The sequence below is a fragment of the Tahibacter sp. genome, assembly GCF_035481375.1.
Taxonomy (GTDB): Bacteria; Pseudomonadota; Gammaproteobacteria; order Xanthomonadales; family Rhodanobacteraceae; genus Tahibacter.
In genome coordinates this window covers 1-6,526 of the sequence record NZ_DATIGT010000303.1, presented here as the reverse complement: position 1 = coordinate 6,526, position 6,526 = coordinate 1, and the positions used below count along the sequence as shown (strand labels likewise).

Below are 6,526 nucleotides of genomic sequence, written 5' to 3'. Positions count from 1 at the left end.
GCCGCCGCCTCTCGGCGGCCGGCCGCGGTCGCGTCCGGCCGGATATAACCTGCGGTGACGCTTGTGCGGCATCGGCCGGCTTGCTAGCGTGGCCGGCTGACCCGCCAACCGCCTCGTCCATGAGCACCAGCGAACGCCTGCGCGACCTGCGCGCCGCCATGCAGCAGCACGGCGTCGACGCCGTGGTCGTGCCTTCCGCCGATCCGCACTTGTCGGAATACCTGCCGGACCGGTGGAAGACGCGGCGCTGGCTGTCCGGGTTCTCGGGATCGACCGGCACGCTCGTGGTCACGGCCGATTTCGCCGGAGTCTGGACCGATTCGCGCTATTTCGAGCAGGCGGAGCAGGAACTGTCCGGCAGCGGGATCCGGCTCATGCGGCTGGGCGCCGCGCAGTCGCCGGAACACCTCGACTGGCTCTGCGAACGGCTCGTCCGCGGCCAGACCGTCGCCGTTCCCGGAGACGTGCTTTCGGTCGCGATGCACGACGTCATGCGGCCGCGGCTGTCCGCGCGCGGCATCGCGCTGCGCACCGACCTCGACCTCGTCGACGACGTCTGGACCGACCGTCCGCCGCTGCCCGCCGCCAGCGTGCGCGAGCACGACCCCGGCTACGTCAGCTCGACGCGCAGCGAACGCCTGGCGCGCGTGCGCGCGGCGATGGCCGCCGCCGGCGCGACACACCATCTCGTGTCCTCGCTCGACGATGTCGCCTGGATCACGAACCTGCGCGGCAGCGACGTGCCGTACAACCCGGTATTCCTCGCACATCTGCTGATCGGTCCCGACAACGCGATCCTGTTCGTGCCGGCCGGCAAGATTCCGTCCGACCTCGGCCGCCGACTCGGCGCCGACGGCATCGTGCTGGCCGACTACGCCGCGGCGAAGACCGCGCTCGCGACGCTCGGTGCCGGCGACGCGGTGCTGCTCGATCCGCGCCGCGTCGTGCACTCGCTCGCCGCCGCGATCGCCGAGGAAGTCACCCTGGTGCCGCAGCTCAATCCGAGCCAGCGCTTCAAGGCGATCAAGACGCCGGCCGAGCTGCGCCATATCGGCGACGCGATGCGCGAGGACGGCGTCGCGCTCGTGCGGTTCCTGATCTGGCTCGAAACGACGCTGGGCTCGCGCGTGCTGACCGAACTCGACATCGCCGCGGAACTGAAGCGCCAGCGCGAAGCGCGGCCCGGTTTCGTCGGGGAAAGCTTCGCGACGATCGCGGGCTACATGGCCAACGGCGCGCTGCCGCACTATCACGCGACGGACGGGCACTACGCGACGCTCGCCGCCGAGGGGCTGCTGCTCGTCGATTCGGGCGGCCAGTACGAAGGCGGCACGACCGACGTCACGCGCACGATCGCGCTCGGTGCGCTGACCGGCGAACAGCGGCGCGACTACACGCTCGTGCTCAAGGGGATGATCGCGCTGTCGCGCGCGCGCTTTCCGCGCGGGACGACGGGACAGCAGCTCGATGCGCTCGCGCGCGCGCCGATCTGGGCCGAAGGCATCAACTACGGCCACGGCACGGGCCACGGCGTCGGCTATTTCCTGAATGTGCATGAAGGTCCGCACGCGATACGTCCGCCGGTACCCGGCGAGACCGGCGAAGCACTGGCGCCGGGAATGGTCACGTCCAACGAACCGGGCATCTACCGGCCCGGCCGCCACGGCGTACGTCTCGAGAACCTGATCGCGACCGTGCCGGCCGGCGACGGCGAGTTCGGCGAATTCCTCGCGTTCGACACGCTGACGCTCTGTCCGATCGACGTGCGCCCGATCGAGATCGAGCTGCTCAGCGCGCGCGAACGCGACTGGCTCGACTGGTATCACGCCAAGGTCGAGGCCGAACTCGCGCCGCTGCTCGACGCCGATGAGCAGCGCTGGCTGTCCGCACGCTGCGCGGCGCTGGGCGGCGCGACGCCATGACGCCGCCGCGCCGCCGCGTTCTCGTCGTCGCAGGCACGCGGCCGGAATGCCTGAAGCTCGCGAGTATCGTGCGCGCGCTGCGCGCCGAGCCCGCGCTCGACACGCAACTCCTCAACAGCGGCCAGCACGAGGCCATGGTCGAGCGCACCTTCGGCCAGCTTGGCCTCGCCTGCGATCTTTCCGCCGGGCAGATCGCCGCGGCCTCGCTGTCGCATGCGCTGTCGGCGCTGCGCGTGCGCATCCGCGACATCGCGCGCGCGCAACGCAGCACGCTCGTCGTGAGCCAGGGCGATACCTCGACGGCCTATGCCGCGGCGCTCGCCGCGCGCGATCTCGGCCTGCCGCTCGCCCATGTCGAAGCGGGCCTGCGCACGAGTCATCCGTACCGGCCGTTTCCCGAAGAACTGTTCCGCCGCCGCATCGCGCCGATCGCGCAATTGCATTTCGCGCCGACGCGGCAGGCCGCGCTGAACCTGCGCGGCGAAGGCGTGCCCGACGCGCGCATCTTCCCGGTCGGCAACAGCGTGATCGATCTGCTGCGCGAACAGGTCGAGGACACGCGACCTCTGGCCCTGCCCTTCCTGCCCGACACGCCGCGCCTGATCGCGCTGACCCTGCATCGCCGCGAGAACTACGGCCGCGGTCTCGACCTCGTCTGCGCCGCCGTGCTCGAACTGCTCGCGCGGCATCCCGACATCGGCGTGGTCTGCCCGGTGCATCCGAATCCGACGGTCGGCCATCGCATCCGCCGGCATCTGTCGACGCATCCGCGCATCAGCCTCGTCGACCCGCTCGACTACCGCCCGTTCATCGCCGTGCTCGCGCGTGCCTGCCTTGCGATCACCGACTCCGGCGGCATCCAGGAGGAAGCGCCGTATCTGGGCACGCCGGTACTCGTCGTGCGCGAAAACACCGAGCGCCCGGAAAGCGTCGCGCTCGGCGCCGCGACCCTGGTGCCGCTGCGGACGGACCGCATCGTCGCCGAGGCGGACCGGCTGCTGGCGGCGCCGCCGCCGGCGCAGCTGGCGTTCACGCCCGACGCAGCCTACGGCGACGGCCGCAGCGGCGAACGCATCGCGCGGGTCATTGCGGGTTTTACCGGTTAGTCGCATCGAATCGCTGCGACGGCGCTGCGCTTTGCCACGTCGAGCGGCTACCATCGCGCGAGCCTCACAAGGAAGTTGCATGACTCCCGAATCCCTGATCGACCGCTGCGACGAGTCGGCGGCGCGCCTGCGCGGCTGGCTGCTCGGCGGCCGCGTGCAATGCGCGCGCGGCCCGCACGCCGGCGGCATCTTCGGCGCGTTCGACAACGACGGCGCGGCGCGCTACGTCTATCCCGAAATCACCGGCTATTACCTGCATTGGCTCGCCGAATCCGCCCACGGCGGCGACGCCGATCCGCGTCTTGGCGCGGCAGCCGCGGCGGCCGCCGACTGGGCCGCGCGCGTGCTCGACGACGGCGCGGTTCCGGCGACGCGCGCCTACGTCGACGGCAGCGACGCGGACGACTGGCGCAATCGCGCCGTGTTCTTCTTCGATCTCGCGATGCTGCTGCGCGGCCTCTGCGCCGCGCACGAGGCCGGGCTGATCGCCTCGCCGCATCGGGCCGTCGCGCGTCTCGTCGAGGAACTCGCGCGCTTCGTCGACGCCGACGCGACCGGCGCGCACACGATCCGCGCCGCGCGCACCGAATCCGGCGTGGAACTGCCACCGCGCTGGTCGACGCTCGGCGGACCGTTCGAGGTCAAGGCGAGTTCGCGCGTCGAACTCGCCGCGCGTCACGTCGCATTGCCCGCCGCACTCGCCGCGGCCTGCCGCGATCTCGCCCAGAGCCATCGCAGCTCGATCGCGACGCTGCCATTGCAGATGCTGCATCCGACGCTGTATTTCGCCGAAGGCATGCTCGTTGCCGAACCCGACTGCGGCGTGGCGATCGCGACGCTTGCGCGCCGCTGCCTTGCGCTGGCCGACGCCGCCGGCAACCTGCCCGAAGCCGAAGATTCCCGCGTGCCGCGCAGCGATATCCTCGCGCAGACGCTGCGCGTGCTGCTGCTGACCGGCGATGCGGACGGCGCCGACGTCGAACGCGTCGCCGCCGCGCTCTGCGCGCGCGTCGGCGCAGACGGCCGCCTGCCGTTCCGCGTCGACGTCGACGCGCCGCAGCCCAATGTCTGGTGCGCGATGTTCGCCGAGCAGGCGCTGCGCTGGTATGCGCGTAACGGACGCGCCGCGTCGCTGCCCGCGGCGGAATGGCTGGTGTGAGGCGCCTGCTGAATCTCCTCACCGCCGCCGTCCGCCTGCTGCCGCACCTGCCGCTCGCCGCTGCGCTGTTCGGTGCGGACCTGCTCGCGCGGCGGCGCCCCGGTCCGCCGCTCGTCGCGCGCGGCGAACGCGGCCGCGGCATCAGCGTGATCGTGCCCGAGCGCGGCACGCCGGATCTCCTCGTCGACACGCTGGCCGCACTCGACGCCGCGCTCGCGCGCATCGGCGAGCCGAGCCAGGTCGTCGTCGTCGTCAACGGCGCGCCGCGTGCCGACTACGCCGCGCTGATCGAGCGCTGGCCGCGTCACGACTGGCAGTTCCATGCCGGTGCCCTCGGCTACAACGGCGCGATCGAGGCCGGGCTGGCTGCCGCGCGTCACGACTGGAGCTATCTGCTCAACAGCGACATGCGCCTGGACGCCGACGCGCTCGCGCAGCTGCTGCCCTACCGCGGCGCGCACGTGTTCGCGGTCACCTCGCAGATCTTCTTCACCGATCCCGCACGCCGTCGCGAAGAAACCGGCTGGTCGGACTTCCATGAGAACCCGGCGTTCGCCGAGGTCTACGAACGCGATCCCGGCAGCCTCGGCGTCGCACGCGGCAATCTCTATCCCGGCGGCGGCAGCTCGCTGTGCCGCACGGCCGTGCTGCGCCGCTACGTTGCGCAGTCGCGCGACTACAACCCGTTCTACTGGGAAGACGCCGACTGGGGCGTGCGCGCCTGGAGCGAAGGCTGGGAACTCGTGTTCTGCCCGGCCTCGCACGCGCACCACCAGCATCGCGGCACGGTACGCCGCTACTACGACGAAACCGAAGTCGCGCGCGTGATCGCGCGCAACGAATTGCTGTTCGACCTGCGGCATCGCTGGACGCGCCGCCATCCGCTGCGCACGCTGATGCGCCTCGCCACGATCGACGCGCGCTCGCGCCGCGAGCTGCGCGGCGTCGGCCTTGCCGCGCGCGTGTTCCGCTCGCGCATCGCGACCGAACGCGCGCGTCGCAACGGCCTGCGCTTCGAGCGCCTCACGCGCGACCGCTGGTATCTGCCGCAGCGCAACGATGAAATCCGGCGGCCGCGCGTGCTGCTGGTCGCGCCGTTCGCGCTGTTTCCGCCGGCCCACGGCGGCGCGCGGCGCGTCGCCGAACTCGTCGCGCGGCTGTCCGGCGACGTCGATTTCTTCCTGCTCGGCGACGAAGCCTCGCTCTACGCCGACGCGAGCGAACCATGGATGCGGCACCTGCGCGGTGCGCTGCTCGTCGAAGGCCGCGGCGACCGCGCCGGCGAAGCGCCGCTGGATCTGCCGCAACGCCTCACGCGCCATGCCTGGCCCGGACTGCGTGCGGCGCTCGACGCCTGCGTCGCGCGCTTCGCGCCGGATATCGTCCAGGTCGAATTCATGGAACTGGCCGAACTCGTTCCGGAACATCGCGAAGGTACTGCGCGCCGGCTGCTGTGCCTGCACGACGTCTACCTCGACGCCGGCGACCCGGCGAGCGACGCGCGCCAGCGCAGCGCGATCGCGCGCTACGACGCGGTGGTCGCATGTTCCGCCGAAGACGCCGCATTGCTCGTACCGCAACCGGCCACGCTGATCGGCAACGGCGCCGCGGACCGGCGCGCCGGCTACCGCGCGTCGCCCGGCGGCCTGCTGCTGTTCATGGGACCGTTCCGCTACGCGCAGAACCTGCACGGGATCCTCGCGTTCATCGACGAAGCCTGGCCGGCGCTGCGCGCCGAGTTTCCCGAACTGCGGCTGCGCATACTCGGCGGCGTCGAATCGGCCGCGATCGCCGAACGCGACGCCCGCCTGCGCGAGCCCGGCATCGAACTCGTGTCGGCGTTCGTCGACCCGGCGCCGCATCTGGCCGAATGCAGCCTCAGCATCAATCCGCAGCGCGACATCCGCGGCTCGTCGATCAAGCTCATCGAATCGCTGCTGGCCGGCCGCGTCTGCGCGACGACGGCCGACGGCGCGCGCGGTTTCGCCGACGCGGGTCTCGGCGGACTGCTGCCGAGCCCCGACATCGCCGGCATGGCTGCGACCATCGCGCCGCTGCTGCGCGACCCGGCGCATCGCCACCGCCTCGAACGCGGCGACGACGCGAAGCTCGACGCCTTCACCTGGGATGCGATGGCCGCGCGCCAGCGCGAACTCTATCGATCGCTGTGCGCGGAGCCGCAGTCATGACGCAAACCTGGTCCTACGACGCGATCGCCGAGGTCTACGCCACCGACATGGGCCGCAGCATGGCCTTCGACGACATTGGCTGGTATCGCGCGTTCTGCGCCGCGCGCGGCGGCGCGGTACTCGAACTCGGCTGCGGCACCGGACGTATCC

Annotated in this window: 4 protein-coding genes; all 4 read left to right on the top strand. The window is 71.7% G+C overall.

Annotated features, from left to right (window positions below):
- The first annotated feature begins 119 nt into the window (after positions 1-119).
- Entirely contained in the window at positions 120-1,922 is a 1,803-nt protein-coding gene (locus VLF18_RS20165; protein WP_325281427.1) for an aminopeptidase P family protein, read from the top strand.
- Positions 1,919-3,028, top strand: a complete 1,110-nt coding sequence (gene wecB, locus VLF18_RS20160) for a non-hydrolyzing UDP-N-acetylglucosamine 2-epimerase (RefSeq protein WP_325281426.1) — start codon at positions 1,919-1,921, stop codon at positions 3,026-3,028. Before VLF18_RS20165 ends, wecB begins: the two co-directional genes overlap by 4 nt.
- A gap of 79 nt (positions 3,029-3,107) precedes the next feature.
- Complete coding sequence (locus tag VLF18_RS20155; RefSeq protein WP_325281425.1) at positions 3,108-4,187, top strand: hypothetical protein; 1,080 nt, start codon at positions 3,108-3,110, stop codon at positions 4,185-4,187.
- Entirely contained in the window at positions 4,184-6,376 is a 2,193-nt protein-coding gene (locus tag VLF18_RS20150; RefSeq protein ID WP_325281424.1) for a glycosyltransferase, read from the top strand. The genes VLF18_RS20155 and VLF18_RS20150 overlap by 4 nt, the downstream gene beginning before the upstream one ends.
- The last annotated feature ends 150 nt before the right edge of the window (positions 6,377-6,526 follow it).

What these genes read in the sequence shown, in the direction of transcription:
- VLF18_RS20165 (WP_325281427.1), top strand. Translation starts at nt 120, where the DNA reads ATGAGCACCAGCGAACGCCTGCGCGACCTGCGCGCCGCCATGCAGCAG.
- wecB (WP_325281426.1), top strand. Translation starts at nt 1,919, where the DNA reads ATGACGCCGCCGCGCCGCCGCGTTCTCGTCGTCGCAGGCACGCGGCCG.
- VLF18_RS20155 (WP_325281425.1), top strand. Translation starts at nt 3,108, where the DNA reads ATGACTCCCGAATCCCTGATCGACCGCTGCGACGAGTCGGCGGCGCGC.